Below are 24,530 nucleotides of genomic sequence, written 5' to 3'. Positions count from 1 at the left end.
AATTCCAGCAAAAGTGGGCACCGGTTTTGCGTCCGGAATTGCGTAGGAGCAAACAGCGAGAGAGACTGCTGACAGAAATCGGGCGGCGGCGATGCCATAACTCGCCTCGACTGATCGGATGGTTTCAGGAAGGAGATTGCCGCGATGAGAAAACCGGGGTCGATGAAGGGGCTTGAGGATCTCGGCCGCGTCAGGCTTTCGAAGAATTTCTTCTTCCGCGATTTCCTGCATTCGGAAATCGCCGATTTCTATCGCATCCCAAATATTCCGGAGGATCCCGATCTCGCGATCGAGACCGGCCGCAGGCTCTGCGAGGAATTGCTGGAGCCGCTGGAGGCGACCTTTGGCCGGCTACATATCCGCTCGGGCTACCGCTCGCCCGAGGTCAATGCCTTCGGCAACAAGAATGGGCTGAACTGCTCGACCAACCCTCACACCGCCGCGCATCACATATGGGATATGCGCGATCTCGATGGCTGCATGGGCTCGGCAGTCTGCATCGTCGTGCCGTGGCTGATCGATCACCACGCCCACGAGGGCGATTGGCAGAAGCTTGCCTGGTGGATTCACGATCACCTCCCCTATGCGTCGCTCTGCTTCTTCCCGAAACTATGGGCCTTCAACATCCAGTGGCACGAGCGGCCGATGCGGACCATCCAGAGCTTTGTCAGCCCGCGCGGCATGCTCACCAAGCCGGGCATGGTGAACTGGGAGGGCGATCATTCCGCCCTTTATGAGGGTTTTCCCAAACTCAGAAGTTGATGCGATAACGGATATGTCCATCGCTCTTCACGTAGGTGTCGTAGAGCTTGCGAGCGGTCGCATTGCCTTCTTCGGTATGCCAGTAAAGGCGACCCCAGCCGTTCTTCTTGCAGAGCGCGACGAGATCGTCCAGAAGCGCCCGCCCAACGCCGTGGCCTCTTGCGCTTTCATCGACGAACAGGTCTTCCAGATAGCAGTCGGGAGCGAGCGTCCATGTGCCCTCATGGGTGATGCAGAGCGTGAAACCCTTCACATCGCCGTCGACCTCAGCGACCCGCATGAAGATTGCCGACGCCGGATCGAAGACCCGGCGCCAGGTTGCATCGGTGATATCAGGCGCGATGGTGACGCGGTAGAAGGCCAGGTAGCCGTCCCACAGAGCACGCCAGCGCGCTTCGTCTTCGGGTCTGGCGTCTCGGATCGTCACTGTCATCGGCCGGTCTCTCTTATTCGCCGGCTGCGTCGAGCAGGCGCATGGCATCGTCGGAAAGCGAAAGCTTCAACGAATTGATTAGCGCGTCAAGCTGGCTGAGGCTAGTGGCGCTGGCGATCGGGGCCGTGACGCCGCGCTTGCGCAGCAGCCAGGCAAGCGCGATCTCGGCGGGCTTCGCTCCGGTTTCGGCGGCGACCTTGTCGAGAGCGGCGAGGATGCGCAGACCCTTGTCGTCGAGATAGGCGGCAACCCGGTTCTCGCGCGCCCGTCCCTCGGTATCTGCCTTGCTGCGGTATTTGCCGGTCAGGAAGCCGGCGGCGAGGCTGAAATAGGTGATGACGCCGATGTCTTCCTTGATGCAGAGATCCGCCAGCGGCCCCTCGAAGCTGTCGCGGGCATAAAGGTTATATTCGGGCTGCAGCACATCGTAGCGCGGCAGGCCGGCCTTGGCGGCGGCATCGAGCGAAGCCTGGAGCTGCGTTGCATCGAGGTTCGAGCAGCCGACATGGCGGATCTTGCCCTGTTCCTTCAGCTTCGCATAGGCGGCAAGCGATTCCTCATGCGGCGTCTCGGGATCCGGCCAGTGCGAGAGATAGAGATCGATATGATCGGTCTGCAGCCGCTTCAGCGAGGCTTCGGCGGCCTCGATGATATAGTCGGCCTTCAGGCCCTTCCTGCCCGGCCCCATGTCCGATCCGACCTTGGTGATGATAACAGCCTTGTCGCGCGAAATGCGGCCCTGCTTCAGCCACTTGCCGATGATCTCTTCGGAATCGCCGCCCTTGTTGCCGGGAACCCAGCGGGAATAGACATCGGCCGTGTCGATCGTGTTGAAGCCGGCGTCGAAGAAGGCGTCGAGCAGGGCGTAGGAGGTTTTCTCATCGGCTGTCCAGCCGAAGACATTGCCGCCAAAAACGATGGGGGCGATAGACAAATCGGTTCGTCCAAGCTTGCGCATGTCCATGATACATCTCCAAATCACTTCAGCAGGAAGCCGGCGTCAGAGGCGCCAGCGGGGAGGGACAAGGCAGGCTAGCGCCGCAAGCCGTGAAATTCCACTAACGATTTCTTTATTCCGCCGTCGAGCGTCGATAGTGGCTGGGTGGCAGCGCGTTGTATTTCGACCAAACACGCCGCATGTGCCTTGGTGAAGCGAAGCCGGATTTTTCCGCCACGCGCTCCATGTCGAGCCGCGAATTGGCGAGCACGTCCCGCGCCAGCGTCACGCGCATCAGATTGACATAAGCCGTCACCGACAAGCCGGCATGTTCCTGAAACAGCCGTGAAATATGGCGTGCGCTCATTGCGCTGATACCGGCAAGCTCGGAAAGCGACCAGCTGTGCGCCGGATCGGCCATGATCGCATCCTGAACGCGGTGGATGGCAGGGTGCACATGGTTGCGGCCGCTCAGCCAGGGCGAAAGCTGCGGCTCGGCGCCGGTCCTTCGCATGTAGACGACCATGTGCCGGGCAATGGTCAGCGCCGTCACCGGCGAGGTCAGCTTGGAGGCGAGGTGCAGCATCAGGTCGGTGCCCGTCGTGATACCGGCGCTCGAATAGCGCTCCCGGTCTTCGACATAGAGCCGGTTGTCGAGAACCCTTGCCGTCGGTGCGTGTTCCCTGACCTCGTCGAGGCAGGCGGCATGCGTGGTGCAGGCATAGCCGTCCATCAGGCCGGCCCGGGCTGCAAGCACCGCTCCGGAGCAGATGGTGACGAGAGTGATGCCCGGACGGATCGCGCCCTTCAACCAGGCGGCAAGCGCGGTTAGTTCGGGCTCGATATCTTCGGCATCGTCAGGTGGCGTCACGCTGCCGGATAGGATGACATAGGCCCCATCGGGAATGTGATCCGGCAAGGGCTTGAGGTCGGCAAGCATCAGCCCGACCGAGGTTGTTTGCGATGCCTGGGCGGCGATGAAGCGATAATCGAACAGAACGTCGTCCTGTTCGATGTTGGCGCGGCGCAACACCTCCACCGGCCCGGCTACGTCCATCAGCAGCGTATAGGGCGGCAGCACGACGTAAACGGGAATGGTCCGTCGATGGAGGTGTCGGTCGCTTTGGGTCATGCGGCACTCCGGATCGATGCTTCGGCGAGGGCTTGCTCGACCGTCGCGATGCGGGCGAAACGGCCCGACAGCACCAGCTCGCTGCGCTTCTTGATGTCGTCGGCGCTGAAGACCGTGCCCGAGGCGTGCGTCATCGGGAAGGTCAGCGTCGCCTCGGTGACATAGTCGACCTCATAGCCGAGATCGGATGCGTGCCGCGTCGTGGTCTCGCAGCACTGCTCGGTGCGGATGCCAGAGACGATCACCTTGCGAATGCCGTTTGCTACCAGCCAGACATCGAGGCCGGAGCCGACGAGCGCCGAATGGCGGCGCTTGTGAAACACGGCATCGGCCTCCAGCGAGATTTCGTCAAGCTTGCGGACATAGCCGCTCTTCAGGCTGAAATGCGCGTCCTCATCTTCGACATGGAAAATCTGGACGACGGGAATGCCTTTTGCCTTGGCTCCGTCGATCAGCGCCTGCAGGCGGTTGGTGAAAGCAGGCAGGTCGTCGGCACGCCAATAGGGGCGCTGGCGGAAGGATTCCTGAACATCGATGACGAGCAGTGCGGTATCGGCTTGGGACATTTGCGTATCTCCTGTGCTTGAAGGATAGCCGAGACTAGGCGTCGTATGAAGGCTCAGAAAGCCATTTGGCAGACAGAAAGAGGACAAATACGGACATGATGCGATGAGCGTCACGCCTCAGCGTTCGCGCGCACGGGCCGTCTCGGGCGTTGCGCCTTGGGAAATGGCCGAATAAGGTTGGCGTCGGTTTCGTCCGGAGCGGAATGACCCTCGTTTCGCTCTACACACCGTGTTCACAAAGGATCCCGCCGGAAGGGCCATGTCGCGATCGTCGCCATGCTGCCGTCTGCTTCGGGATGATGCTTCAGGAGAGAGAGATGCTGCGTTTTGGAATTCTGTCGACGGCGAAGATTGGCCGCGATCTGGTGGTGCCCGCCATTCAGGATGCGGAAAATTGCGTTGTGACTGCCATCGCCAGCCGCGATCTTGATCGCGCCCGGCAGATGGCGGACCGCTTCTCCGTGCCGCATGCCTTCGGCTCCTATGAGGAGATGCTGGCTTCCGACACCATCGACGCCGTCTACATTCCTTTGCCGACCTCGCAGCATGTCGAATGGACGATCAAGGCGGCCGATGCCGGCAAGCATGTGCTCTGCGAAAAGCCGATCGCGCTCAAGGCGGATGAAATCGACAGCCTGATTGCCGCCCGCGATCGCAACAAGGTACTGGTGATGGAAGCCTATATGGTCGCCTATGCGCCGGTCTGGCGGAAGGTCCGCTCGTTGCTCGCCGATGGCGCCATCGGCCGCCTGCGCCATATCCAGGGCGCCTTCACCTATTTCAACCGCGATGCCGGCAACATGCGCAATATCCCTGCGCTTGGCGGCGGCGGCCTGCCCGATATCGGCATCTATCCGACGATCAGCACTCGTTTCGTCACCGGCCGCGAACCCCTGCGCATTCAAGCGGTGACGGAGCGCGATCCGGAATTCGGCACCGACATCTATTCCAGCATCAAGGCCGATTTCGGCGACTTCGAGCTTAGCTTCTACATCTCGACGCAGATGGCCAATCGTCAGGTCATGGTCTTCCACGGCACGGAAGGTTTCATCGAGGTGAAGTCGCCCTTCAATGCCGATCGCTATGGCGCGGAAGAGCTGGAACTGACCAATCGCAGCCACTCGGAATCGCAGATCTTCCGCTTCCCCGACAGTCGCCAGTACAGACGCGAGGCGGAAGCCTTCGCATCCGCCGCACTCGGCAAGGGTGCGGAAATCGTGCCGCTGGAAAGCTCGAAGCTCAACCAGAAGGTCATCGACGCCATCTACCGCGCCAGCGAAAAGGATGGCTGGGAGCCGGTCTGACCGCCTTTCGTACTCATTTAAGCAATTCCGGGCGGAAAACCGCTGAACACTTTTCCTGGAATTGCTTCAGGGATTTTGCCGGTGGCGGAAGACGAAGCGTGAATAGCCGAAGAAGCTGAACGCCGTCGCTGCCGCCGAAGCGAGGGTCAGCGCTATGATCGGCCGCAACGACGGTTCCGTCATCAGAAGCGAGCTGAACAGAGTATAGTTCAGCAACGCCGAGGTAAGGCCCACGGATCCGTAACGGAAGCCTTCCGCTGCCAGCGAGCGGTCGGACCGGCCGAAGGTGAAGTTGCGGTTGAGTACCCAGGTGGCGAGCAGCGCGCTCGGTATCGAGATGGCCCGGCCAATGAAGGGGCCGAAAGGCGTGAACCACAGCAACAGATGCAACACGCCGGCATCGACCACGAAGCCGACGCCGCCGGCGATCAGGAAGCGAAAGAGCTTCTTCATGCAGCCTTCGCCCTTTTCTTCCGGCTTGCGGGTTTTTCGAGTTCCGCCGTGTAGACCGTGCGGTCATCGCCAATCTCACCTGACGACGGTTTGGCCAGGCTCATATAATGGATGCGCAGCTGTTCGGCGCGGGCGCGTGCGACTGAGTCGAGGATCAGGCCGGCTGTGAACAGCATGCAGGCAATCATCGTCAGCGCCACGGAGAGGATCCAGCTCGGCAGGCGTGTCACCATCCCGGTTTCGAAATATTCGATGAAGACCGGGATCGAGAAGCCGATGCTCATTTCCATGGCAATGATGCCCAGAATGCCGAAGAAGGCGAAAGGCTTCGTTTCCTTCATCAGCATCGCGAACATCCGGAGGATCTTCCAGCCGTCGCCGAAGGTGGAAAGCTTCGAATGCGAGCCCTCCGGCCGCCGGCCATAGTCGAGCTCCAGCTCGCTGACGGGCAGTTTCAGCCGCGAGGCGTGAACAGACATTTCCGTCTCGATCTCGAAGCCGCCTGACACGGCCGGGAAACTCTTGACGAAACGGCGCGAGAAGGCGCGGTAGCCGGAGAAGATATCGGTGAAATCCGCACCGAAAATCGAGCGATAGAGCCAGTTGAAGATGCGGTTGCCGAAGGCATGGCCCTGGCGGCCGGCGTCGTTGTGCACGTTGCGGCGGGTACCGACGACCATGTCGGAGCCTTCGGTCAGAAGCGTGCGGATCAGCTCTTCTCCATCCTCCGGCGCATAGGTGCCGTCGCCATCGGCCATAAGATAGATATCGGCTTCGATGTCGGCGAACATGCGCCGCACCACATGCCCCTTGCCCTGCCGGCGCTCACGCACGACCGTCGCGCCAGCGAGCATGGCGTGCAGCGCTGTGCCGTCGGTGGAATTGTTGTCGTAGACATAGATGCTGGCTTGCGGGATGGCGCGCCGGAAGCCGCGAACGACATCTCCGATCGTGGCAGCTTCGTTGTAGCAAGGCAGCAGGACGGCGATGCTCAGCTTCTCATTCCACATGGTCTTGGCCGCTTCCTATGCGTGATATCAGACGATCCGGGCGAGAGCTTATCGCGCTGGCTGTTAATAAGACGCTATGGTTGCGAAGGAAAATTGGCGGGAAATCGTGTCTGAGAAAAACATTATCGTGATGAATATCGCGGCCGGCGCGCGCTTTACTTTTTTTTGATGGGCAGGCGTTAGTGTTGCCCCGGAATATCCTTCAAATACGGGGTTTATCTGTATGACGCAGACGCTGGCAATGTCGCCCGAAGCCGCTCCGGCAACGGGCAGGAAAGCGTCGTCGCGCTGGTCTCATCCCGTTCTCGTGCCGTTGATCTACTGCATCCTGGTCATCGTCGCGCAGCTCGTCATCCATCGCCACGTCACGGATTATGTCGGCCCCGACAATGACGACGTCATGCGTCTTGTCGAGGTGCGCGACTTGCTCGCCGGTCAGGGCTGGTTCGACATGATCCAATACCGCCTCGGTCTCGATGGCGGGACGTTGATGCACTGGTCGCGCTTCATCGACTTGCCGATTGCAAGCCTCATCCTGTTTTTCCGCATGTTTTTCTCGCCGGAGGGCGCCGAGGCGGCGGCGCTGACCGTCTGGCCGCTGATGCTCATCCTGCCGTTGATGTTTTTCATGGCTCTTGCCGGCCGTCGCATGGCCGCCGTCGAGGGCATGCATTTCTCACTTCTGTTTACGGCGCTGTTCGTTTTGCTCTCGCCGCGTTTCGTGCCTGGATCCATCGATCACGACAACGTCCAGCTCTGCCTTGTCGCATTGACCGTCGCCATGCTGGTCGATGAAAGCTACAGGCCCCGCAATTTTGCCATCGCCGCCGTCGCTCTTGCAATCCAGCTCGGCATCGGCGCGGAGACGACGCCCTTCGTCGCCGTCGTCTGCGTCGCTGTCGCCTGCCTATGGGCCTGGGACGGCGCGCTGTTCGCGCCTGCCGCAAAAGCTTTCGCGCTGACGCTGACGATTGCCGTCAGTGCGGCGTTCTTCTCTCTGGTGTCACCGCGCTTCTACTCGATGGTCACCTGCGACAATCTTTCTCTCGGCTTCTACGCCATCACCAGCGCCGGCGGCGTCGGACTTTTGTTGTCGGCAATCTTCGCCAGCCACCTGTCCCGACCGGGGCGTATGGCTGTGTTGGCTGCCAACGGCGCATTCGTCTTTGCCACCACCATCGCGATCGCGCCGCAATGCCTGCACAATCCGCTTTCCGATCTGGACCCGATGCTGGTAGACCTTTGGCTGAGCAGAGTGACGGAAGCGCAATCGATCTTCTCGGTCGCGCACAGGCAGCCGGACATGCTCGGCACATTCTACGCGACAAGCTTCATCGCAATGCTTGTCTGCGCGTTCCGTATGCTGCGAGGCGATCGGGCCCGCATGCACGCGATCCTCATGGCCCTGATCGCCATTAATTGGATCATCACGCTTGTGCAGGTCCGCGGTGCGGAATTCGCCAATCTGCTGGCTATTCCGCCGCTCGCGCTCCTTGTCGCCGAGCTGCGTCGCGTTTCGGCGGCCGACACGAAGAATGTGAGGGCATCCTTCTTCTACGTGGTCACTGTATTGATCTCTGTGCCGACGGTATGGGCGGTCGGCGGCGCCTTTGCACATGAGGTCATCGTCAATCGCTTTATGGCTTCGCCTGCCAAAGCCGAGGAAACGACAGACTGCATATCGAAGGAGGCGCTGGCGCCGATCGCCGGCCTCGAGCCCGGCGTCGTGGTTGCGGCGTCCAACATGGGAGCGCCGATTTTGCGCTTCACGCCGCACCGAGTTCTCTCCGGGCCCTATCATCGCGACCCGGACGGGATGCGAGCCGAACTGAATATCGGCCTTGCCCAGCCGCAGCAGGCGGAAGCGCTTCTGCGTGATGCGCATGTAACGCTAGTCGCCTTCTGCAAGGGCGATCCGCAGATGCAACTATTGTCCGAGCGGAGCCCTCAGGGACTCTATGCCCAACTCAGCGCCGGTCGTGTGCCCACCTATCTGGAGCCCTTTGCCGCATCGGCCAAGTCTGAGGTTCAATTCTTCCGGTTCAAGCCGTAGGAACGATCTAGGCGCGTCGGCCGGGCTCCATCATATCGGCAGTCACAAGATAGCCGATGAAGCCGAGGTTATAGCCGCCAAGCGCGATGAACAATGTCATCAGCGGCGGGGGAGAGACGGATAGGACGACTGCGGCCATGAAGGCGATGCTCACCAGAGCCACGCCGAGCAGCGCGCCGATGGTCGAGCGCTGCAGGCCTGCGGCAATCCCGATGATCGTGGCGGTCGCGAATATCATCGCTCCATATCCTCTTTACCAAGAACCAGTTTGCACAGATTTACGCGCCGATGGCTAAAAAAGGCTTTGTTGACAGGGTTAACGCTTGATGAAGCTCCGCCGCGCGCCGTCTTATGGGACGCATAGGGACTCAGTCGCAGTTTAAATCTGCACATAATCCTCTGCGTCCATCGATTCCGATTGAAGGGCCATGCGCTAGGCTCCGCATTTTCCGCGACATGGGCTAGAAAGAAGCTATGAGCAGCTTTTTTGAGAATGATTCGCCTTCGAACCTGACGGAATATTCCGTCTCGGAATTGTCCGGGTCGATCAAGCGCACGGTCGAGAATGCGTTCGATCAGGTGCGCGTGCGCGGGGAAATCTCCGGCTATCGTGGCCCGCATTCCTCGGGCCATGCCTATTTCTCACTGAAGGACGACCGGTCCCGCATCGACGCGGTGATCTGGAAAGGCACCTTCTCAAAGCTGAAATTCCGCCCGGAAGAGGGGATGGAAGTCATCGCGACCGGCAAGGTGACGACCTTCCCGGGTTCGTCGAAATACCAGATCGTCATCGAGAACCTGGAACCGGCTGGCGCTGGCGCTTTGATGGCGCTTCTGGAGGAGCGTAAGCGCAAGCTCGGAGCCGAAGGCCTGTTCGATGCCGAGCGCAAGCGCGGGCTCCCCTTTATGCCGAAAGTGATCGGCGTCATTACCTCGCCGACCGGCGCTGTCATTCGCGATATCCTGCATCGCATCTCCGATCGCTTTCCCGTGCATGTGCTGGTCTGGCCGGTAAAGGTGCAGGGAGAGGGCTCGGGCGATGAGGTGGCGAACGCCATTCGCGGCTTCAATGAATTCGCACCCGGCGGGCCGATCCCGCGCCCTGATGTGCTGATCGTCGCGCGCGGCGGCGGCAGCCTGGAGGATCTCTGGAGCTTCAACGACGAGACCGTCGTCCGTGCTGCTGCCGCGAGCGACATCCCGCTGATTTCGGCCGTAGGTCACGAGACCGATTGGACCTTGATCGACTATGCTGCCGATGTGCGGGCTCCAACGCCGACGGGTGCAGCCGAAATGGCCGTGCCGGTCAGGGCTGAACTTGAGGCACAGCTCGCAAGCCTTGCCGCCCGGCTGCAGGGTGGAGTGGGCAGGCAGATGGATCAGCGGCGGCAGGCGGTGCGCGCGCTGTTGCGTGCCCTGCCTTCGCTCGATCAGATCCTGGCCCTGCCGCGCCGCCGCTTCGATGAGGCAGCCACCGGTCTCGGCCGCGGGCTCGAGCTGAACACGCTGAACAAGCGCCGTTCCTTCGAACGTATGGCCTCACAGCTGCGCCCGGATATCCTGTCGAACCGGATCGCCGAGCGCCGCCAGCAGTTGAGCGAGCGAATGACCCGGGCGGAGCGGACCGTCGAGCGCTTGCTCGACCGTTCGCGCGCCCGCATCGAACGTGCCGACGCCGTCTTCGCCACGCTGCCATCGCGCCTCGAAACGCAGACGGGCCGCGCCCGTGATCGTCTCGGCAATCTCGTACGCCACGCCGATACCGCCATCCGGCATCAGCTGACCCGCGCCCGCAGCGAACTCGTGGCGCAGGAGCGCATTCTGCAGTCGCTCTCCTACAAGAACGTCTTGAAGCGCGGATACGCCGTGGTTCGTGACGAGGACGACCGCCCTGTTTCGCTGGCAGCGGCGCTCTCCACTGGCGCGGCTATCTCGATCGAATTCGCCGACGGCCGCATCGGTGCTGTCACCGGTGATGGCGAGGTGCCGCCATCACCGGCCATTCCCCCATCAGGCGCCGCGCCTTCGAAGAAGCGCGCCACCAAGGCCGCTGAGCCCGCTGCTCTGCCAAAGCAAGGGAGCCTCTTCTGATGCGCATCCTGCTGATCCTGGCCCACCCGCTTGAGGATAGCTTTGCCGCGGCTGTGGCAAAGGTCGCGCAGGAGACTCTCGTTGCCGGAGGGCATCAGGTCGATCTGCTCGATCTCTACCGCGAAGGCTTCGATCCGCGCCTGTCGCAAGCCGAGCGAGGCGGCTATTTCGACCAACCTTACGATACCTCTGGCGTCGACGATATCGTCGCGCGGCTGCGGGCGGCCGAAGGGCTGATACTCGTCTTTCCGCAATGGTGGTTCAATTTTCCGGCCATTCTCAAGGGCTTCTTCGATCGCGCCTTCGCGCCCGGTGTTGCCTTCACGCACGATCCCGCCGGTGGGCGCATCGTGCCGAAGCTCACCAATATCCGGCTGTTTTGGGCGTTGACGACGACAGGCTCGCCCTGGTGGATCGTGTATCTCTATATGGGCAATCCCGTGCGGCGACTGCTGAAGCGCGGTATCGCCGCCTTCTGCGCCAAGCGGTTGAATTTCCGCATGCTGGCGCTGCACGACATGGATCGCGTCACCGATGCCGGACGCAAGGCGCATCTTGCCCGCATCAGGAAAGCCTTGGCAGCTCTTTAGAGCCAAGCGCAAGCGGGGGCTGAACCTGCCGCGTTTACTGCTTTAATAGCGGCCATCTTGATTCCGTTTTTCGAATCTGAGACGATTATATCGTCAGAAACAGGTTAGGTTGGTGCGGTTGGCCCAACCCCCGCTTTATGCGGGTCCTTCCACTACTTCGGTAGCGGCCCAAGACCTTGAACGGCTCGCAATCTCGCGAGGCGAACGAAAGGACTTGGTTATGCAGCAGCAGATTTCCGTCATCACCATCGGTGTTCTCGATCTCGATCGGCCCAAACGCTTCTATATGGAAGGGTTTGGCTGGGCTCCCGTCTTCGAGAATGAGGAGATCGTCTTCTACCAGATGAACGGCTTCGTCCTCGGCACCTTCAAGCTCCCGTCGCTGGAGCAGGACATGGGTCGATCAGGCCTGAAATCGCCTGGCGCCTTTTCGCTGGCGCACAATGTTGCGACTCGTGAGGATGTCGACATCCTCATGGATCAGCTGGTGCTGGCAGGCGGGAGCATGCTTCGCGAGGCCGATGCACCGCCGCATGGCGGCTTCCGCGGCTATGTGGCAGATCCCGACGATCACGCCTGGGAAATCGCCTGGAATCCCTTCTGGCCGATTGATGAAAACGGCCTGGTGACGTTCGGCATCTAAATGCAAGAAAGCGGGCTCACGGCCCGCTTTCCCTTCTCTGCGATTGCTGCCAGTTAAGGCTTAGGCCCACTCGCCCTTGCGCATGACGGCTACGCGCGAGCCATCGGCATTGATGCCGTCGATATCCACCTTGTCGGAGCCGATCATCCAGTCGATATGGATCAGGCTGGAATTGCCGCCCTGTGCCTTGATCTGCTCCTGGCTGAGCGACGCGCCATCGATGAAGCACTTGGAGTAGCACTGGCCGAGCGCGATGTGGCAGGAGGCGTTTTCATCGAAGAGCGTGTTGTAGAACAAGATGCCGCTCGCCGAAATCGGCGAGGAATGCGGCACCAGCGCCACTTCGCCGAGCCGGCGCGCGCCTTCATCGGTGTCGAGCACCTTGTTCAGCACTTCCTCGCCACGTGTCGCTTTAGCTTCGATGATGCGGCCGCCCTCGAAACGCACCTGGATATTGTCGATCAGCGTGCCCTGATGCGAGAGCGGCTTGGTGGAGGAGACATGGCCTTCGACGCGCAGCGCATGCGGCGTGGTGAAGACCTCTTCCGTCGGGATGTTCGGGTTGCAGGTGATACCGTTCTTGGCCGTCGAGGAGCCGCCGTGCCATTCATGGCCTTCCGCCAGGCCGACCGTCAGGTCGGTGCCCGGTCCCTGGAAATGCAGGGCAGCGAAGCGCTGGCCGTTCATCCATGCGGAACGCTTGTGCAGATTGGCATTGTGCTCGGCCCACGCCGCGATCGGATCTTCGACATCGACGCGCGAGGCCGAGAAGATCGCCTTGGCGAGCTTGGCAACCGCGATCGCTTCCGGATCGTTCGGGAAGACGAGCTTCGCCCAGGAGGGGTTCGGATAGGAGACGATGTTCCAGTTGGTATCGAAATTCGAGATCTTTTCGAGAGCCGGCTTGTAGGCAGCCGAATTGGCGCGGTTAGCGCGCGCCACCTTGTTCGGGTCTTGATTGGACAGCAGCATCGGATTGTCGCCGGAAATCGCGAGGCGCGCCGTATTGTTGGAGAAGGCCTTGGCCATGCCCTCGTAGAGCCATGTTGCTGCGCGGTCGAAGCTCGCGTCGTGGCCGTATTCGTAGCGTGCGAGCGTCGTCTCTTCGTCCGAATAGAAGGTGGAAACAAGGCCGGCGCCGGCCTTGTAGGCTTCGCGCGTGATCAGCCGTACCAGCGGCATCGCCGCGACCGGCGCTGTCATGAGCAGATCCTGGCCGGCCTGCAGCTGCAACCCGACCTTTACGGCCACTTCCGCAAGCTTTTCCAGCTTGGCGTGATCGACGGGATGATGGTTGGGGGAGGTTGATGTCATGGCAAAACCTGCTTGGCTGATATCGAAAGATGGACTGAAGACTTAGACCGCTTTGCGGCGAAATTGAAGGCGGTTTGTCCGATCTTGAAGATCGTCAGGCAATCAGCGGCGCGGCCTTGGCCTTGAGAGCGGTCAAGGCGTCCTGTGGGCTGAGCCTCACCTGCAGGCCGCGTTGGCCGCCGTTGATATAGACATAGGCCTCGGTCATCGCCTGCGCCTCGATCGCTGTGGGAACGAGCTTCTTCTGGCCGAAGGGACTGATGCCGCCGACGTGGTACCCCGTCAGGCGCTCAGCATCGGCTGGCTTCATCATGGCAGCCGATTTGCCGCTGAAGGCTGCTGCGAGCTTTTTCATGCTGACTTCGTGATCGGAGGGTACGACGACGCAAACCGGCTTGCCGTCGACCTCCGCCATCAGCGTCTTCAGTACCCGATGCGGCTCCTCGCCGAGGGCCTCCGCCGCCTGCAGACCAACACGCTCCGCATTCGGATCGTAGTCATAGGCATGCACGGTGAAGGCGACTTTCGTCTGGCTCAGCACTTGCGTGGCGCGGGTGGTTTTTGACATGGCTTGTCTCTAGGCTGTCTTGCCGAATGCCGCCGCATAAATATCGGGTTTGAATCCGATGAGCAATTTGCCGTCTGCTTCCAGGACCGGACGCTTGATCATCGAAGGCTGCGACAGCATCAGCACAATGGCTTTGTCCTTCGAAAGGTCGGTGCGATCCGCTTCCGGCAGGGCCTTGAAGGTGGTGCCGGCGCGGTTGAGCATGACTTCCCAGCCTGCTTCCTTGGTCCAGTGCTCCAGATGATCCCGATCGATGCCAACGGCCTTGTAATCGTGGAAATCATAGGCGATGCCGTGGCCCTCGAGCCAGGTTCGGGCCTTCTTCATCGTGTCGCAGTTCTTGATGCCGTAAATGGTGATCGTCATGGCGAATCCGTCTCTTGCTGTCTGATAGCGCATAGCATGCGAATAAAGCCGGGTAAAAGGCGGCCGGACGGCGGAGCGGTTCTCTCATCCGTTGCGGTTGCCGCCAATAATCCTGTAAATATGCAGTATGCATATTTATGGCGCGAGTGAGCATGGCGACGGACAAGGAAACACTACGGCTGGAGAACCTCTTTGGCGCCATGAGCCTTGCTCTGGTGGACAAGATGGAGAAGGCCTTCGCCGATGAGACCGGCTTCGGTCCGAGCGCCGTCGCCGCCGTCATCCAGATCGGCTCCGAGCCGGGTCTGACGATCGAGACGTTGCGCAGAATGATCGCACTCTCCCATTCGGCCACCGTGCGCCTCGTCGACCAGCTGGTGGCATCCGATCTCGTGTTGCGCGCCGGCGGCGTCGAGGGGGACAAGCGCGCCCGCTCGCTGCAACTGACGGAGGTCGGGCAGGTGTTGTTTGACAAAAGCCTGGCCGCTCGCCGTGCCGTTATCGAGCGGGCTTTCAAAGGGCTGAAACCTGAAGAGACCGAGCAGCTCGGACGTCTGGTGGAGAAATTGCTGCCGGCATTGGTCGATCTCGGCGACGATCAGGATGTGGTCTGCCGCGTTTGCGATCAGGGCGTCTGCGATCAGGATCGCTGCCCCATTGCCTTCATGTCCTAGCCTCAGGACGGTGTCCTTGACATCGTCTTAAAATATATGCACTATGCATACATATATTTAGGGGCACGTAACCCGCTTCCTTCGACGCGCTGAACATCGCCTGCATCAATTAGATCTGAGGCATGATCGTGATGGGAAATCGCTCAATTCTTGCCTGGCTAAGGGGCAGATGGCGCGCGGCATTTGCCGGCGCACCGGATCATATCCGTCGCCTCGGCACTCTTCTCCGGGAAGCGGCGGCGATCGCCTTCACCCTGCGCTGCAGGATGATCGATCGCCGCTAGATCGGTTCAGCTTTTTGTCGGAACGCTGAACCGATCCAGCTCTTTGTTTTCACGCAATTCCGGACGCAAAACCGCTGCGCACTTTTCCAGGAATTGCTCCAAAGGCAAGTCAGTCTTCCAGCGTGCCCGGTTTGCGGACGACGGAGCTTGGCTTGTCGGAACCGATCTTCATCAGATCGCCACGCCGGCGCACCAGTCGGTCCGAGACGCGGGTGACGATGAGGCCGTCTTGCGGCGCGCGAACCTCGATGGTCCCATCCGGCATGCCGGGTGCGGTGATAATCGTCGCCAGCCGGTCGCCTTCCACGACACGTTCGCCGATATTGCGATGGAAAAGCACCGTGCCGGCCTGGGGAGCGCGGATCATCTCGACATTGTCGAGTGGCACCGCCGGCCCGGCGAAGGCGGCGAGATGAACGCTGTCGTCACATACTGCGCCGCGCACAGCCAGGAAGCGCCAGAGCCCTTCCGCATCTTGCGTGGCCATTTCGGGATAAACATCGCGGGTGCCCCGCAATTCGACCGTCACGGATAGCTTGCCCGGCAGTCTTGCCTTCTTTTCGCCCGGCACTTCGTATTTCCAGGCGAAGCTGACCGCCTCCTCGAAAGCCGAGCTTTCGCCGTCCGAAAGCAGCACGGCATCCATCTTCAAGGCAGCAGCAAGATCGGAGGCCTCGGGCCAGAATGCCTCGTCGATATAGGCATATTGCAGGGATTCGTCGTCGCAATGGAGATCGATCACCAGATCTGCGCCGAGCGCCATATGGATCAGCTGACGCTTCAGCCGGTCGACGGCGGGATAGCGTTCGAGGTTCTCGATCAGGAGATCCCGGTCGCGCAGCGAGATCAATGGGAAGTCACGATTGAAGTTGGTGCGCGACCCCAAATCGAAGCGACCCTGCATCTCGCCGAAATGAGATTGCGCCGCGCCGATGGGATTGGCGTGTGGCACCACGGTGATGTCGCCCTGAATGGCACCTTCTGCTTCTGCCTTCCGCAGCCGTTCGCAGAGGAAGTGGATGAGTGCGGTGCCCGGCAACTCACCGGCATGGAGTGCGGCCTGGATATAGATCTTCGGCGCACCGGCCTTGTTGCCGGCGAAGTGCAGAACCGGCAATCGCCATACAATGCCCGCAGTATCGCCCTCGATGACGATTTCGGTGATATCCATGTAACGGGTTCCTCCAAATCATAATCGGAGACCCATAACAAGCCATAGCGGTCTTCCGCAACCGTTGCGACCGACTGGATACAGAGGTGCTGATATTCGTCAGGAACCCTTGTGCCTGCGCAGGCCAAGGCTCAAGACGAGGCTGAGCAGCACTGCGCCGACGCCGAGGGAGAAGGGGGCGGCATAGCCGAGATGATCGGCGGCGATGCCGGCAATCGGGCCTGTTGCGCCGAGCGAGACGTCGAGAAAGATCGAATAGAGCCCAAGCGCGACGCCGCGGTTCTGCGGCGGGATGCGTTCCATGGCCTCGTTGCCGAGCGCCGGGAAGACAGGCGCGAAACCGGCGCCGGCAAGGGCTGCGCCGATGATGGCGATCGTTGGCGAGGGCGCAAGCGCGAGTGCGGCGAGGCCGATCACCTCGATGACGAGCGAAATGCGTACCAGCGGCAGGCCGCCGAACCGGGCAACGGCTTGCGCAAGGCCGAGACGAACGCCCATGAAGGCAAGACCGAAGGCGCTGAGCGCAAAGGAGGCGCCCACCCAGCCGCGGCTATGGAAGAAAAGGGCGACAAAGGCCATGACCACGCCGAAACCACTGGAGGCGAGAGCGAGTGCGACGCCGAAAGGCGCGACACGGCTTAGCACCTGGCCGGTGCCGATACCCTTTTCCTTCACGCCTAGCACGGGCGGCCGGGTTTGCGCCAGCATCAGCCCGGCGATGGCGAGGAGTCCCGTGACTATACCTATGGAGACGAAGCCATATTGCCCCTGCAGCCAGGCACCGAAGGGAGCGGCGAGCGCGATGCCGCCGTAGGTGGCGATGCCGTTCCAGGAAATGATCCGCACAGTCTCGCGCGATCCCATCAGGCCGATCGCCCAGGTGATCGCCGCGGTGCTGACCCAGCTTTCGCCGATCCCGAGCGCCAGCCGTCCGGCAAGAAGGAGGGCAAGGCTTGCCGTCGGGACTTGGACCGTAAACGTGGAGGCGATCGTCAGAATGCCCGAAAGTCCATAGGCAAGGAAGCCGAGCAGGACAGAGCGGCGCGGCCCATACTGATCACAGAGACGACCCACATGCGCGCGGCTGATGATCGTTGCCACATATTGCGTACTGACGGCGACACCCGCCCAGACGACACCGAAGCCGAGGCCGCTGTCGACGTAGGTCGGCAATACCGCAAGCGGAAGGCCGATGGCGATGTAGCCGAAGAATGTCAGTGCGACGATGGAAACGAGGGCCAGGGTCGAGTTGAACCTGATGGTCTGGGAGGCTGTGTTCACGGGATATCGCCTGTGGACACCGGCAAGAGCGATGCCCAAAACTTTTTGCCACGAAGGATCGAGATTTCGTATCGGATAGAGATGGCAGCGATGGCCGAATGGCCGCGCATCGCCATGGACAAGGCGTATCAGGCAAAAGCAGGTGGGGTCAACGAATTGCTGCTTTGCAGCAAAATCCATTGACGACATAATGATTATGTGCGTGCGGCTTTGAAAATCCCGCGGTGCGAGCGGAGCCGGCGGATGGCCCCGCTCGCATGAGGTTTACATCGTCAAGACGACGCTGGCCGTCGTGCGTCCGGCTTCGAGGTCCGCATGCGCTCGAGCAGCGTCCTTCAGCTCGTATTCGGCGCCGATCGGATTGATCAGTCCGGCCTGCAGGTGCTCCATCAGGGCCGTTGTCCCCTGCCGATAGAGCTCGGGATCGTTGGCATAGGTCAGTACGCTCGGGCGCGAGAGCCCGATGGCGCGGGGTGCGGTCAACTCCTCGATTTCGATCGGCGGAATGGGACCGGCCGCCTGGCCGAGGCTGGCGACCATGCCGAAGGGACGTACGGCGGCGAGCGTCTGCGACAGCATCGTTCCGCCGATCCCATCGACAGCCAGATGTACGCCGCGACGATCGGCGATGCGGCGGGTTTCCTCCACCCAATCTTCGGATGTGTGCAGGAGAACGATGTCCGCGCCGGCCTCATAGGCGAAACCGGCCTTGGCTTCAGATCCGACCGTGGCGATGACGTTGGCGCCGAGGCGCTTTGCAAGGCGCGTGACAAGCTGGCCGACGCCGCCGGCTGCCGCATGCACCAGAACCCATTCGCCTGATTTCAGCGGATAGACCTTTTGCAGGACCATATGGGCGGTAAGCCCGCGCAGCATCGTGCTGCCGGCCACCCGCTCGCTAACGCCATCGGGCAATTTCACCAGCCGTGCTGCCGATAGCGTGCGCACCTCGGCATAGCTGCCGAGCGGATGGCCAACATAGGCAACACGGTCGCCGACCTTCAGCTCGCCGACACCGGGGCCGAGAGCCTCGATGACGCCGGCACCCTCGAAGCCGAGCACGCTCTGGCCCGGCGGCAGCGGGTAGAGGCCGGAACGAATATATATGTCGACGAAATTGACGCCTGAGATGCTTTGGCGGATCCGGGCTTGGCCGGGGCCTGGTTCGGTGGCGGGGAGATCGATGGCTTTCATAGCCTCCGGTCCGCCGGGGCCGGTAATGGTAATCGCTAGGGGCATGCAGAAGTCTCCTTTCAGGAGATCTTTGACCATAAACCTCGACTTGAATAAATTCGGTATGAGCTCACCATATCTGTGCAATAATGCACCGATGATCGACTGGCAGGACCTCCTTCATTTCGCCGCCCTGGCACGAACGGGCTCGCTCTCGGCAGCAGCTCGGGAGCTTGGCGTCGACCACGCAACGGTTGGACGCCGCATTGCCTCTTTGGAACGGTCCCTGGATTTGCGGCTGATCGACCGGCGGCCGCGCACGTCGCCGCTGACGGTCGATGGCCGCGCCATCGCTGAACTGGTGGCCGGCATGGAAGAAAACGTCGAGGCGATCAGACGCTATTCGAAAAGCGCCGTCGCCGGGCTTTCTGCCGCGGTCAAAATCAGCGCGCCGCCATCGATCGCTGCCCATCTTCTCGCTCCGAAGGCGACCCTCTTCCGCGCGGAGCACCCGGATATCACCCTGACCATTGCAGGCGTCACTCGCCGTGCTGCGCTTAATTACGGTGAGGCCGATATCGCCGTGCGCATGACGCGGCCGGAGGAGAGCGATCTATTGGTGCGACGCATCGGCCTCATGCGCTTCGGTCTTTATGCCATCCCGACCGTGGCGCAGAAGCCCGAGAAGGATTGGGCCTTCATCGGCTATGATGCGGCGATGGAGCATCTGACGCAGCAGACCTGGCTGCGCAGCCTGTTGGAGGGACGGCCGATCGTGTTCCGCGCCACCGATGTCTTCGGTCAGCTCGAGGCCGCCCGTGCCGGCCTCGGCGTCGTGGCGCTTCCAGCCTTTCTGGGCGATGGCGAGGCGGGGCTGATGCGCCTGCCGGTGACGATCCCATCCCCCACGCGCGACCTCTGGCTCGTGACCTATCCCGATCTGCGTCGTTCGCCCGCCATCCGCGCGGTGATGGATTTTGTCACCGAGATCATCGGCCGAAGCTGCCCCTTGCGCGACGGTGCGGATACCGCCTCTTAAGGCGCGGTTTTCAAGGCTTATTTTCTTGTTGCAGCTTGGTGGCGAATCTCTATCCATAGATGGATGAGCCTCCTTATGATCGGTGATCGGTGATCGATGACGAAGCTGAGCAGTTGGTTCGTGGTGGACAAGGCAGATCTGGTTGCCGGCATATCGGTTGCCGGCCTGATGCTGCCGGAAGCGGTCGCTTACGCCGGCATTGCCGGGCTGCCGCCGCATCGGGCCATCCTTGCCGGCATTGCCGGATGTCTCGTGTATGCCATATTCGGCCGCAGCCGCTTCGCCATCATCTCACCGACTTCGTCGTCTGCAGCCATTCTCGCCGCAACGCTGGCAGTGGTGCCGGGCGATGCCACAATCAAGGCCGGGCTGGCGACGGTCGCGGTGGCGCTCGCCGGCATTCTTTTCGTTGTCGCCGGCGTGCTGCGCCTCGGCGGCATCACCGGCTTCATCTCGCGGCCCGTGCTCGGCGGCTTCGCGCTGGGGCTGGCGATCACCATCATCCTGCATCAGCTGCCGATCCTGGTGGGCGTGCCGGTGCAAGGCTCGAATATCTTGACCTACGCGGCCGCGTTGTTCGGCGCGGTTCTGCAATGGAACCCGATCAGCGTCGCCGTCGGCATCGCGGCATTGGCGGCGTTGCTGCTGCTCAAGCGCGTGCCGAGTCTTCCCGGCGCCTTCCTCGTGCTGGTCGCCGGCATCCTTGCATCGTACCTGTTCGGCCTCGAGGCGCATGGCGTCAAGTTGGTCGGCAGCATAGAGATCCTGCCGCAATGGCCGTCGCTGCCGGATGCCGACTGGGCGGCCTATTCGCGGCTGGTACAGTTTACCGTGCCTCTGGTGCTTATCCTCTTTGCCGAATCCTGGGGTACGATGCGGGCCTTGGCGTTGCGCTATGGCGAGACGCTGAAGGTCAATCGCGAGCTTGGCGCGCTCGGGGCCGCCAATATTGCCAGCGCGCTTGTCCAGGGCATGCCGGTCGGCGCAGGCTTTTCCGCCGGCTTCGCCAGCGAGGCGGCCGGGGCGAAGACGCGGGCAACCACCGTGTTCGCCGCCATCGGCCTTGCCATCCTGATTACAAGTGCCGGACCGTTGGTAGCGCTCCTACCCGAGCCGGTGCTGGCAGCTGTTGTCATCGCGGCGCTGACCCATGCGCTCGATCCGAGCCCGATCCTGCGTCTGCGCCGCCTGCATCGCGATTTCTACGTGGCGCTGGGCGCTGCTGTCGGTGTGCTGGCGTTCGGCGTGCTCAACGGCATGCTGCTGGCGATCGCCCTCTCGCTCGCCGCCATGATGCATCGTTTGGCATCGCCCTATGTCGCCCGCCTTGGGCGACTTGGCGACAGCCACAATTTCGTTGATGTCAGCCGCCATGGCGATGCGTCCGAGACGCCGGGCATTGCCATCTGGCGCCCCGGCGAAACCCTGTTCTTCGGCAATGCCGACACGATCTTCAGCGCGATAATGTCGGGCAGCCGAAACGAAGCCGGATTGCGGGCCATCATTCTGAGCCTGGAAGAGAGCTCCGATATCGACAGCACGGCCATGGACGCCTTGATGGAATTCGACAAGGCCATGCAGCGCACCGGTCTGCGCGTCCAGTTCGCCCGCGTGCATGACCGCGTCCGCGATCTCATGGCCCTCGCCGGCGTTGCCGACACCACCAGTCGCTGCAGCTTCAGCGTCGATGACGCTGTGGCGGCGGTGATGGCGGACGGCAACCAGCCGAAGGCTTGAGCGGGTCGCTCAGTCGCGAAGCGTCCAATAGCAAAGGTGCTGGTGGATTGATTCACCCTGTAGGCTGTTGATGAGGACGAAGTCTTTAGCTGTCCAACTCACGGGTTCCTCAAGCATAATGTCCGGAACGATTCGCCCCTGATAGAGCAGCGTCATATGCGGCTCGACTGGCTTTTCTTTCGTCGGCGCAATCCCCGTGAGCCGCATGGCATCGACCAATTCTTGATAGATCGCTTTGAGTTCGGCGTTCCCATTCTTGTTCCACAGAACAAGCGGCCGATTATCACCATTACCGAAACTGACAGCCCGATCGAAAACCACGGGACAGGATGGCTTCCTAACCCTCGAGGCAGCCTCCATCGCCGCAAACGCTGTCTCCTCCGGCAAGCAGCGAAACGAACCGATCGTATAGAGCGTTACATGGAGGAGATCAGCTCTTCGTGGCTTCGCGAAAAAACGGTACTGCCGATGGAAGTTGCCTGCGAGCTCATGACTCCGAGCGGCACTCTCCGCATCGGGAAGGATTGCAAAATAGAGTTCGCTAATTGGCCCTTGATCGACTGGCGGTGGTGCTCGGCTGCGCGATCCGCCGCTGAGATTGAGCGAGAGTTGCCCATTGTTCTTCATGGGATAGCTCAAAGCTGTGCCGCTTTGCCTCCTCCTGTTTTTCGACCGCAAGATGATAGGATAGAGCAATTGCTAAATCAAGAACAAAACAGGAACATTTGCCGTCGATGGGGCTCTTCATCTCGTAAATCTCATTTAGAAAGCGATCGAATAAAAGGCCGGCTTAATCTGTTCATTCCAAGTTCGGGCTTTCATGCCCATTCTCACCAACAAGGAATGACAGCCATGTTCATCAGATCTGTCTTTGCGGTGCTCTTTCTCGCTCTCATCGGCTTTGCTCTTGCGTCTTGCACCACCTCCGGCGAGCGCAATTCCGGCGGTGGCATGACGCAGAATGCCCCTCCGACCGGCGGCGGATATTGATATCCGTGCCTGCGATTGTCTCAAGACCGTTCTGCTACTCTCAAAACAGTGGCAATTCTCGATCTTCGCAAGAAACGGGTTGAATTCGACGCTTTCGAGGACGATTTTCATGACAAGTGGAAACACGGGAGCTTTCGTCATGAATGAGACAAGGCAGAATTACCTGATCTTCGAAACCGCCGGCGGCTTCTGCGGCATCGCGTGGAGCGATATCGGCGTCATTCGCTTTCAATTGCCGACGAAGGATGCGGTGACGACCGAGCGTTTGCTTCTGCGCCGCCTGTCGAACGCACAAGCCGGCACGCCGACGCCGGAAGTCGCTGACGTCGTCTCCAAGGTGAAGCGTTATTTCGCCGGCGAGGAAATCGACTTCTCGGGCGTCACGCTTGATCTCGGTGAACAGGATGCGTTCTTCAAGCAGATCTATGATGCCGCCCGGCAGGTCGGCTGGGGGCACACCACCACCTATGGAACCCTGGCCAAGCAGCTTGGCGCGGGGCCGGAAGCCGCCCGCGATGTCGGGCAGGCCATGGCGAAGAACCCGGTGGCACTGATCATTCCCTGCCATCGCGTTCTGGCAGCAGGCGGCAAGATCGGCGGCTTTTCCGCGCCCGGTGGCTCCAATGCCAAGGCGCATATGCTCGAGCTGGAAGGCGTCCAGCTGGCCCCACCGAAGCCAGTCCAGCAGTCGCTGGCGTTCTAGGCGATCGAGCCGGGCGAGGGGGTTCGTCCGCTCGCTCTATTTTTCCGTTGCCCGGCGCGCGCGCGAAAACAACAGCGTATCCTTGTCGTTCAAGCGGATTGGCTTCGGATCGCGATAGCCTGCCTTTTCGGCGACGCGGATCGATGCCGGATTATCGGGCGAGATCAGACAGACGCTCCGGTCATATCGCGGCTGTTCGTCGAGCCAGGCAGTGGCCGCGGCCAGAGCTTCCGTAGCAAAACCCTTGCCGTGCGCCCAAGCCGCCAATGCCCATCCGGCCTCCGGAATGCCCTTGATCGGTGGCTCCATGACACGATGAAAATCGGCAAAGCCGAGATCGCCGGCATAGCGACCGGAAGACTTCTCGCGGACTGCCCAGTAGCCGTGCCCGAGAAGCGGCCAGAGGCCATGATAGGACAGCATCCGCATCCATGACTCCCTGGAGGTAGAGACGACATTGCCGAAAATATGCTTCACGACCCGAGGGTCGCTCCACATGCCGGCAAGCGGTTCGAAGTCATCGGCCGTGTGCCCCGTCAGGATAAGCCGTTCGGTTTCCAGTCGCGGGGGCGAGAGCGTCGGCTCCATTCAGGTCACTTTTTGGGTCTGGCGCCGGGAAATCTGCTGCAGGCGTCCAGCTAGACTTCGCGCCCTTTGGGTTATTTTTATTCATACACGAAATCCCGCAAGGTGAAGCGGCTGGATCGCGATCCTGCCGCCGCGTCATGCCGCTTGTTCCAATGCTCTCTTCCGCCATAGAATTCTGAAGGCGAGACCATGGTTGACGAGCAGCAATGGCACGTAAAGCGCGGGTACATAAATGCCGGCGCCAAGGAGGCCGGGATTTCCGATCCTCGTTATGCCCATGTAATAGGCGTTCAGAAGATCTATGGTTCCCCAGATATTGAATATCCAGACAATCGGAACCGCGATCGGCCACCGCCAAGAAAGTGCGGCCATTGAAGCAAGCGCGAGGACGGCTGCGATGAGATCACCCCATCCGACCTGATAGGCGAAATCAGAAATCAACTCCGAAGATACGAATCCGGATACCAGAAAGTTCATCCCCAGGAACCTGAACGCGTGGAAAGCCGCGAGAAGTCTCAGCGCCTCATAACGCGGCATTTCACGAACCGCTGGCCAGACATAGACGTAAGCCACCACCGAACTTGTCAAGAAGGCGCCGGCAACGCTGAGAACGAATGGAAGACTGAAGTCCGGTGGCATGCTCGGATTCCTTTATGTTGTAGATATGT

At 61.0% G+C, this 24,530-nt stretch carries 28 protein-coding genes; 12 read left to right on the top strand and 16 right to left on the bottom strand.

Annotation, left to right across the window (positions count from 1 at the left end):
* Nucleotides 1-144: 144 nt before the first annotated feature.
* Nucleotides 145-762, top strand: coding sequence for a hypothetical protein (locus tag GA0061102_RS01620; protein WP_092843385.1), 618 nt, complete (start codon nt 145-147; stop codon nt 760-762).
* Here the strand turns inward: GA0061102_RS01620 and GA0061102_RS01615 are convergent.
* The 4 genes from GA0061102_RS01615 to GA0061102_RS01600 all read right to left on the bottom strand — a co-directional run bounded on the left by GA0061102_RS01615 (nt 752) and on the right by GA0061102_RS01600 (nt 3,830).
* Nucleotides 752-1,195, bottom strand: a complete 444-nt coding sequence (locus GA0061102_RS01615) for a GNAT family N-acetyltransferase (RefSeq protein WP_092843383.1) — start codon at nt 1,193-1,195, stop codon at nt 752-754. The two genes, GA0061102_RS01620 and GA0061102_RS01615, sit on opposite strands and share 11 nt — an antisense overlap.
* 13 nt (nt 1,196-1,208) lie before the next feature.
* Nucleotides 1,209-2,159 carry an aldo/keto reductase gene (locus tag GA0061102_RS01610; RefSeq protein ID WP_092843381.1) on the bottom strand — a complete coding sequence of 317 codons (951 nt, stop codon included), beginning with the start codon at nt 2,157-2,159 and terminating at the stop codon, nt 1,209-1,211.
* A 106-nt stretch (nt 2,160-2,265) separates the two neighbouring features.
* Nucleotides 2,266-3,264: a GlxA family transcriptional regulator gene (locus GA0061102_RS01605; RefSeq protein ID WP_092843379.1), complete on the bottom strand. Its 999-nt coding sequence runs from the start codon at nt 3,262-3,264 to the stop codon at nt 2,266-2,268.
* Nucleotides 3,261-3,830, bottom strand: a complete 570-nt coding sequence (locus GA0061102_RS01600; protein WP_092843377.1) for an isochorismatase family protein — start codon at nt 3,828-3,830, stop codon at nt 3,261-3,263. The genes GA0061102_RS01605 and GA0061102_RS01600 overlap by 4 nt, the downstream gene beginning before the upstream one ends.
* Nucleotides 3,831-4,147: 317 nt before the next feature.
* On the opposite strand from GA0061102_RS01600, the gene GA0061102_RS01595 reads away from it, so the two are divergent.
* Nucleotides 4,148-5,134: a Gfo/Idh/MocA family protein gene (locus GA0061102_RS01595; protein ID WP_092843375.1), complete on the top strand. Its 987-nt coding sequence runs from the start codon at nt 4,148-4,150 to the stop codon at nt 5,132-5,134.
* A gap of 66 nt (nt 5,135-5,200) precedes the next feature.
* On the opposite strand, the gene GA0061102_RS01590 is transcribed toward GA0061102_RS01595, so the two are convergent.
* Complete coding sequence (locus GA0061102_RS01590) at nt 5,201-5,587, bottom strand: GtrA family protein (protein ID WP_092843373.1); 387 nt, start codon at nt 5,585-5,587, stop codon at nt 5,201-5,203.
* Nucleotides 5,584-6,597, bottom strand: coding sequence for a glycosyltransferase (locus GA0061102_RS01585; RefSeq protein ID WP_092843371.1), 1,014 nt, complete (start codon nt 6,595-6,597; stop codon nt 5,584-5,586). The genes GA0061102_RS01590 and GA0061102_RS01585 overlap by 4 nt, the downstream gene beginning before the upstream one ends.
* 223 nt (nt 6,598-6,820) lie before the next feature.
* Between GA0061102_RS01585 and GA0061102_RS01580 the strand changes: the two genes are divergently transcribed.
* Nucleotides 6,821-8,650 carry a hypothetical protein gene (locus tag GA0061102_RS01580; protein WP_092843369.1) on the top strand — a complete coding sequence of 610 codons (1,830 nt, stop codon included), beginning with the start codon at nt 6,821-6,823 and terminating at the stop codon, nt 8,648-8,650.
* Nucleotides 8,651-8,657: 7 nt separating this feature from the next.
* Here the strand turns inward: GA0061102_RS01580 and GA0061102_RS01575 are convergent, their stop codons facing one another.
* Nucleotides 8,658-8,888, bottom strand: coding sequence for a homogentisate export protein (locus GA0061102_RS01575; protein ID WP_092843367.1), 231 nt, complete (start codon nt 8,886-8,888; stop codon nt 8,658-8,660).
* Nucleotides 8,889-9,124: 236 nt separating this feature from the next.
* Between GA0061102_RS01575 and xseA the strand changes: the two genes are divergently transcribed.
* The 3 genes from xseA to GA0061102_RS01560 all read left to right on the top strand — a co-directional run bounded on the left by xseA (nt 9,125) and on the right by GA0061102_RS01560 (nt 11,974).
* Entirely contained in the window at nt 9,125-10,741 is a 1,617-nt protein-coding gene (gene xseA, locus GA0061102_RS01570; protein WP_092843366.1) for an exodeoxyribonuclease VII large subunit, read from the top strand.
* Nucleotides 10,741-11,331 carry an NAD(P)H-dependent oxidoreductase gene (locus tag GA0061102_RS01565; protein ID WP_092843364.1) on the top strand — a complete coding sequence of 197 codons (591 nt, stop codon included), beginning with the start codon at nt 10,741-10,743 and terminating at the stop codon, nt 11,329-11,331. Before xseA ends, GA0061102_RS01565 begins: the two co-directional genes overlap by 1 nt.
* A gap of 220 nt (nt 11,332-11,551) precedes the next feature.
* Nucleotides 11,552-11,974: a VOC family protein gene (locus GA0061102_RS01560; protein WP_092843362.1), complete on the top strand. Its 423-nt coding sequence runs from the start codon at nt 11,552-11,554 to the stop codon at nt 11,972-11,974.
* A gap of 60 nt (nt 11,975-12,034) precedes the next feature.
* Here GA0061102_RS01560 and GA0061102_RS01555 read toward each other — a convergent pair whose 3' ends face one another.
* The 3 genes from GA0061102_RS01555 to GA0061102_RS01545 all read right to left on the bottom strand — a co-directional run bounded on the left by GA0061102_RS01555 (nt 12,035) and on the right by GA0061102_RS01545 (nt 14,222).
* Nucleotides 12,035-13,288, bottom strand: a complete 1,254-nt coding sequence (locus GA0061102_RS01555) for an aminopeptidase (RefSeq protein WP_092843360.1) — start codon at nt 13,286-13,288, stop codon at nt 12,035-12,037.
* Between the two features lie 94 nt (nt 13,289-13,382).
* The gene (gene ybaK / locus GA0061102_RS01550; RefSeq protein WP_092843358.1) at nt 13,383-13,856 is read right to left on the bottom strand and encodes a Cys-tRNA(Pro) deacylase; all 474 of its coding nucleotides are present in this window, start codon (nt 13,854-13,856) and stop codon (nt 13,383-13,385) included.
* A gap of 9 nt (nt 13,857-13,865) precedes the next feature.
* Nucleotides 13,866-14,222: an ArsC family reductase gene (locus GA0061102_RS01545; RefSeq protein WP_092843356.1), complete on the bottom strand. Its 357-nt coding sequence runs from the start codon at nt 14,220-14,222 to the stop codon at nt 13,866-13,868.
* 152 nt (nt 14,223-14,374) lie between these two features.
* On the opposite strand from GA0061102_RS01545, the gene GA0061102_RS01540 reads away from it, so the two are divergent.
* On the top strand, nt 14,375-14,896 hold the full coding sequence (locus tag GA0061102_RS01540; protein WP_092843354.1) for a MarR family winged helix-turn-helix transcriptional regulator: 522 nt from the start codon (nt 14,375-14,377) through the stop codon (nt 14,894-14,896).
* Nucleotides 14,897-15,289: 393 nt separating this feature from the next.
* Here GA0061102_RS01540 and GA0061102_RS01535 read toward each other — a convergent pair whose 3' ends face one another.
* Nucleotides 15,290-16,351, bottom strand: coding sequence for a M14 family metallopeptidase (locus GA0061102_RS01535; protein ID WP_092843352.1), 1,062 nt, complete (start codon nt 16,349-16,351; stop codon nt 15,290-15,292).
* Nucleotides 16,352-16,450: 99 nt separating this feature from the next.
* On the bottom strand, nt 16,451-17,632 hold the full coding sequence (locus tag GA0061102_RS01530) for an MFS transporter (RefSeq protein ID WP_092843688.1): 1,182 nt from the start codon (nt 17,630-17,632) through the stop codon (nt 16,451-16,453).
* Nucleotides 17,633-17,644: 12 nt separating this feature from the next.
* Between GA0061102_RS01530 and GA0061102_RS32865 the strand changes: the two genes are divergently transcribed.
* Complete coding sequence (locus GA0061102_RS32865; RefSeq protein WP_159432133.1) at nt 17,645-17,815, top strand: hypothetical protein; 171 nt, start codon at nt 17,645-17,647, stop codon at nt 17,813-17,815.
* An 81-nt stretch (nt 17,816-17,896) separates the two neighbouring features.
* On the opposite strand, the gene GA0061102_RS01525 is transcribed toward GA0061102_RS32865, so the two are convergent.
* Nucleotides 17,897-18,871 carry a quinone oxidoreductase family protein gene (locus tag GA0061102_RS01525; protein WP_092843350.1) on the bottom strand — a complete coding sequence of 325 codons (975 nt, stop codon included), beginning with the start codon at nt 18,869-18,871 and terminating at the stop codon, nt 17,897-17,899.
* Between the two features lie 58 nt (nt 18,872-18,929).
* On the opposite strand from GA0061102_RS01525, the gene GA0061102_RS01520 reads away from it, so the two are divergent.
* Nucleotides 18,930-19,844 carry a LysR family transcriptional regulator gene (locus GA0061102_RS01520; protein WP_245297892.1) on the top strand — a complete coding sequence of 305 codons (915 nt, stop codon included), beginning with the start codon at nt 18,930-18,932 and terminating at the stop codon, nt 19,842-19,844.
* A gap of 96 nt (nt 19,845-19,940) precedes the next feature.
* Nucleotides 19,941-21,581 carry a SulP family inorganic anion transporter gene (locus tag GA0061102_RS01515; RefSeq protein ID WP_092843348.1) on the top strand — a complete coding sequence of 547 codons (1,641 nt, stop codon included), beginning with the start codon at nt 19,941-19,943 and terminating at the stop codon, nt 21,579-21,581.
* A gap of 9 nt (nt 21,582-21,590) precedes the next feature.
* Here the strand turns inward: GA0061102_RS01515 and GA0061102_RS01510 are convergent, their stop codons facing one another.
* Nucleotides 21,591-22,208 (bottom strand): 2'-5' RNA ligase family protein, encoded by a 618-nt coding sequence (locus GA0061102_RS01510; protein ID WP_092843346.1) that lies wholly within the window; start codon nt 22,206-22,208, stop codon nt 21,591-21,593.
* A 225-nt stretch (nt 22,209-22,433) separates the two neighbouring features.
* Between GA0061102_RS01510 and GA0061102_RS32860 the strand changes: the two genes are divergently transcribed.
* Together GA0061102_RS32860 and GA0061102_RS01505 are read left to right on the top strand one after the other, a co-directional pair.
* Complete coding sequence (locus GA0061102_RS32860) at nt 22,434-22,571, top strand: hypothetical protein (RefSeq protein WP_159432132.1); 138 nt, start codon at nt 22,434-22,436, stop codon at nt 22,569-22,571.
* Nucleotides 22,572-22,710: 139 nt separating this feature from the next.
* Nucleotides 22,711-23,274 carry a methylated-DNA--[protein]-cysteine S-methyltransferase gene (locus tag GA0061102_RS01505; protein ID WP_092843345.1) on the top strand — a complete coding sequence of 188 codons (564 nt, stop codon included), beginning with the start codon at nt 22,711-22,713 and terminating at the stop codon, nt 23,272-23,274.
* Nucleotides 23,275-23,310: 36 nt separating this feature from the next.
* Here the strand turns inward: GA0061102_RS01505 and GA0061102_RS01500 are convergent, their stop codons facing one another.
* Together GA0061102_RS01500 and GA0061102_RS01495 are read right to left on the bottom strand one after the other, a co-directional pair.
* Nucleotides 23,311-23,862, bottom strand: a complete 552-nt coding sequence (locus GA0061102_RS01500) for a GNAT family N-acetyltransferase (RefSeq protein WP_092843343.1) — start codon at nt 23,860-23,862, stop codon at nt 23,311-23,313.
* A 135-nt stretch (nt 23,863-23,997) separates the two neighbouring features.
* Nucleotides 23,998-24,501, bottom strand: a complete 504-nt coding sequence (locus tag GA0061102_RS01495) for a hypothetical protein (RefSeq protein WP_092843341.1) — start codon at nt 24,499-24,501, stop codon at nt 23,998-24,000.
* Nucleotides 24,502-24,530 lie beyond the last annotated feature (29 nt).

Origin of the sequence: Martinezella miluonensis (assembly GCF_900094545.1) — a bacterium.
GTDB lineage: Bacteria > Pseudomonadota > Alphaproteobacteria > Rhizobiales > Rhizobiaceae > Rhizobium > Rhizobium miluonense.
This window is presented reverse-complemented; position numbering and strand designations above follow the sequence as displayed.

Coding starts and splice junctions, on each gene's coding strand:
- GA0061102_RS01620 (WP_092843385.1), top strand. CDS start 145: ATGAGAAAACCGGGGTCGATGAAGGGGCTTGAGGATCTCGGCCGCGTC.
- GA0061102_RS01615 (WP_092843383.1), bottom strand. CDS start 1,195: ATGACAGTGACGATCCGAGACGCCAGACCCGAAGACGAAGCGCGCTGG.
- GA0061102_RS01610 (WP_092843381.1), bottom strand. CDS start 2,159: ATGGACATGCGCAAGCTTGGACGAACCGATTTGTCTATCGCCCCCATC.
- GA0061102_RS01605 (WP_092843379.1), bottom strand. CDS start 3,264: ATGACCCAAAGCGACCGACACCTCCATCGACGGACCATTCCCGTTTAC.
- GA0061102_RS01600 (WP_092843377.1), bottom strand. CDS start 3,830: ATGTCCCAAGCCGATACCGCACTGCTCGTCATCGATGTTCAGGAATCC.
- GA0061102_RS01595 (WP_092843375.1), top strand. CDS start 4,148: ATGCTGCGTTTTGGAATTCTGTCGACGGCGAAGATTGGCCGCGATCTG.
- GA0061102_RS01590 (WP_092843373.1), bottom strand. CDS start 5,587: ATGAAGAAGCTCTTTCGCTTCCTGATCGCCGGCGGCGTCGGCTTCGTG.
- GA0061102_RS01585 (WP_092843371.1), bottom strand. CDS start 6,597: ATGTGGAATGAGAAGCTGAGCATCGCCGTCCTGCTGCCTTGCTACAAC.
- GA0061102_RS01580 (WP_092843369.1), top strand. CDS start 6,821: ATGACGCAGACGCTGGCAATGTCGCCCGAAGCCGCTCCGGCAACGGGC.
- GA0061102_RS01575 (WP_092843367.1), bottom strand. CDS start 8,888: ATGATATTCGCGACCGCCACGATCATCGGGATTGCCGCAGGCCTGCAG.
- xseA (WP_092843366.1), top strand. CDS start 9,125: ATGAGCAGCTTTTTTGAGAATGATTCGCCTTCGAACCTGACGGAATAT.
- GA0061102_RS01565 (WP_092843364.1), top strand. CDS start 10,741: ATGCGCATCCTGCTGATCCTGGCCCACCCGCTTGAGGATAGCTTTGCC.
- GA0061102_RS01560 (WP_092843362.1), top strand. CDS start 11,552: ATGCAGCAGCAGATTTCCGTCATCACCATCGGTGTTCTCGATCTCGAT.
- GA0061102_RS01555 (WP_092843360.1), bottom strand. CDS start 13,288: ATGACATCAACCTCCCCCAACCATCATCCCGTCGATCACGCCAAGCTG.
- ybaK (WP_092843358.1), bottom strand. CDS start 13,856: ATGTCAAAAACCACCCGCGCCACGCAAGTGCTGAGCCAGACGAAAGTC.
- GA0061102_RS01545 (WP_092843356.1), bottom strand. CDS start 14,222: ATGACGATCACCATTTACGGCATCAAGAACTGCGACACGATGAAGAAG.
- GA0061102_RS01540 (WP_092843354.1), top strand. CDS start 14,375: ATGGCGACGGACAAGGAAACACTACGGCTGGAGAACCTCTTTGGCGCC.
- GA0061102_RS01535 (WP_092843352.1), bottom strand. CDS start 16,351: ATGGATATCACCGAAATCGTCATCGAGGGCGATACTGCGGGCATTGTA.
- GA0061102_RS01525 (WP_092843350.1), bottom strand. CDS start 18,871: ATGCCCCTAGCGATTACCATTACCGGCCCCGGCGGACCGGAGGCTATG.
- GA0061102_RS01520 (WP_245297892.1), top strand. CDS start 18,930: ATGAGCTCACCATATCTGTGCAATAATGCACCGATGATCGACTGGCAG.
- GA0061102_RS01515 (WP_092843348.1), top strand. CDS start 19,941: ATGACGAAGCTGAGCAGTTGGTTCGTGGTGGACAAGGCAGATCTGGTT.
- GA0061102_RS01510 (WP_092843346.1), bottom strand. CDS start 22,208: ATGAAGAACAATGGGCAACTCTCGCTCAATCTCAGCGGCGGATCGCGC.
- GA0061102_RS32860 (WP_159432132.1), top strand. CDS start 22,434: ATGTTCATCAGATCTGTCTTTGCGGTGCTCTTTCTCGCTCTCATCGGC.
- GA0061102_RS01505 (WP_092843345.1), top strand. CDS start 22,711: ATGAATGAGACAAGGCAGAATTACCTGATCTTCGAAACCGCCGGCGGC.
- GA0061102_RS01500 (WP_092843343.1), bottom strand. CDS start 23,862: ATGGAGCCGACGCTCTCGCCCCCGCGACTGGAAACCGAACGGCTTATC.
- GA0061102_RS01495 (WP_092843341.1), bottom strand. CDS start 24,501: ATGCCACCGGACTTCAGTCTTCCATTCGTTCTCAGCGTTGCCGGCGCC.